Here is a 1856-nt window from a genome sequence, read left to right on the forward strand (position 1 = left end):
CCGCGCCCACCCGTGCGCAATGGAAGACCCTGGCGGTGATGGGGCTGTGCCTGCTGTTCCTGGGCAATGGCATGGTGGTGCTGGCCGAGCGTGACGTGTCATCCGGGTTGGCCGCGGTGGCGGTGGCCTCGGTGCCGCTGTGGATGGCGCTGTTCTCGGCCATCCGCGGCGAAAAAGTCACCGCCGGCGAATGGCTGGGCATCGCCGTTGGCTTCGTCGGCGTGGTCTGGCTCAATGCCGGCAGCAGCCTGACCGCGACCCCCACCGGCTTGATCCTGCTGCTGATCGCGCCGCTGGGCTGGGCCGCCGGCTCGATCTGGTCGCGCGGCCGTGACTTGCCATCGCCGTTCATGACCGCTGCCGGGCAGATGCTCTGCGGCGGGGTGATCCTGGTCAGCGCCGGCCTGCTGCGTGGCGAACGCATCAACGCCTGGCCCAGCCTGCAGGGCCTGTTGTCGGTGAGCTACCTGACTGTGTTCGGCTCGATCATCGCCTTCACCGCCTATGTGTGGCTGCTGCATAACGTGCGGCCGGTTCTGGCAAGCAGCTATGCCTACGTCAATCCGGTGATCGCCGTAGCCCTGGGCGCGTGGATCGCGCATGAGCGTTTCAGCATTTCCGATCTGGGCGCGATGGCGGTGATTCTGGCCGGCGTCGTGGTCATCACTCTTGCAAGGTTGCGTCGCGCATGAACAGCAGCAATGACACCCGCAATGGCCTGTGGGCCACCACGCTGGCCTTCGTCATCTGGGGCCTGTTCCCGCTGTACTGGCATCTGCTCAAGGAGGTGCCGTCGTTCCTGATCATTGCCCATCGCATTGTCTGGAGCGCTGTGCTGCTGGTCGGCGGGCTGGGCATCGTGCGCGGCTGGGGCTGGTTGAAGGAAGTGTGGGCAACGCCGCGGCGGTTCTGGCTGCTGGGTCTGTCCAGCCTGCTGATCGCGCTGAACTGGAGCCTGTACATCTGGGCGGTGAATGCCGGCCACGTGGTGGAAACCAGTCTGGGTTACTTCATCAACCCGCTGCTCAGCGTGCTGCTCGGCGTGATGGTGCTGGGCGAACGGCTGGGCAAACTGCAGTGGCTGGCGGTGGTGTTGGCCGCCCTCGGCGTGGCCTGGCTGACCTGGCAGAGTGGGCGCCCGCCGTGGATCGCCATTGGCCTGTCCATCACCTTTGGCCTGTATGGCTTGCTGCGCAAGCTGGTGGTGGTGGATGCAGTGAGCGGGCTGGGCGTGGAAAGCCTGTTCATGGTGGCACCGGCGCTGGCCTATGTGATCTGGGCCGAGAACGGTCATGGCGGCGGCTTCATTTCCGGCTGGGGGCTGGGCAATGACGCGTTGCTGGTTCTGGCTGGCGCGGTCAGTGCGATACCGCTGATTGCTTTCGCCTTTGGCGTGCGGCGGGTGCCGCTGACGGTGGTGGGCCTGTTGCAGTACATCGCCCCGACCCTGCAGTTCCTGGTCGGTGTACTGGTGTTCCGCGAGGCCTTCAATGCCAATCAGCTTGTCGGCTTCTGCCTGATCTGGGCCGGCCTGGTGGTGTTTGCGGTGGCCGGTGTACACAAGGCGCGGATGGCACGCGTAGTCTCGCCAACGGCATAAGCAGCGCTCGCGGGTAGCCCGGGTAAGCGCAGCGCACCCGGGGCCGTTGGCGCACAGCTCTAATGGAACCGTATCGCTAAGTCCCGGGTGCGCTGCGCTTACCCGGGCTACGCGGCTGTTGGCAATACAACTGGCTGGCTCAGCGGTTGATGACAGCTTCGATGCGGTGCCCGTCCGGGTCAATCAGGAACGCCGCGTAGTACTGCGCGCCATAGTCCGGACGCAATCCCGGCGCACCGTTGTCACGGCCAGCGAT

At 65.6% G+C, this 1856-nt stretch carries 2 protein-coding genes and 1 pseudogene; 2 read left to right on the top strand and 1 reads right to left on the bottom strand.

Going from position 1 to position 1856, the window contains the following annotated elements; translation table 11 throughout:
• Both yedA and rarD read left to right on the top strand, forming a co-directional pair.
• Positions 1-692, top strand: a 692-nt coding sequence (gene yedA / locus ABB27_RS19010; RefSeq protein WP_057630882.1) for a drug/metabolite exporter YedA, incomplete at its 5' end; no start/stop codon positions are given.
• Positions 689-1600 carry an EamA family transporter RarD gene (gene rarD, locus ABB27_RS19015; RefSeq protein ID WP_057630885.1) on the top strand — a complete coding sequence of 304 codons (912 nt, stop codon included), beginning with the start codon at positions 689-691 and terminating at the stop codon, positions 1598-1600. The genes yedA and rarD, both read left to right, overlap by 4 nt.
• 139 nt (positions 1601-1739) lie before the next feature.
• Here rarD and ABB27_RS20405 read toward each other — a convergent pair.
• A pseudogene (locus tag ABB27_RS20405) lies at positions 1740-1856 on the bottom strand (VOC family protein); the annotation flags it as partial.

The organism is Stenotrophomonas terrae, from assembly GCF_001431465.1.
Classification (GTDB): Bacteria; Pseudomonadota; Gammaproteobacteria; order Xanthomonadales; family Xanthomonadaceae; genus Stenotrophomonas; species Stenotrophomonas terrae.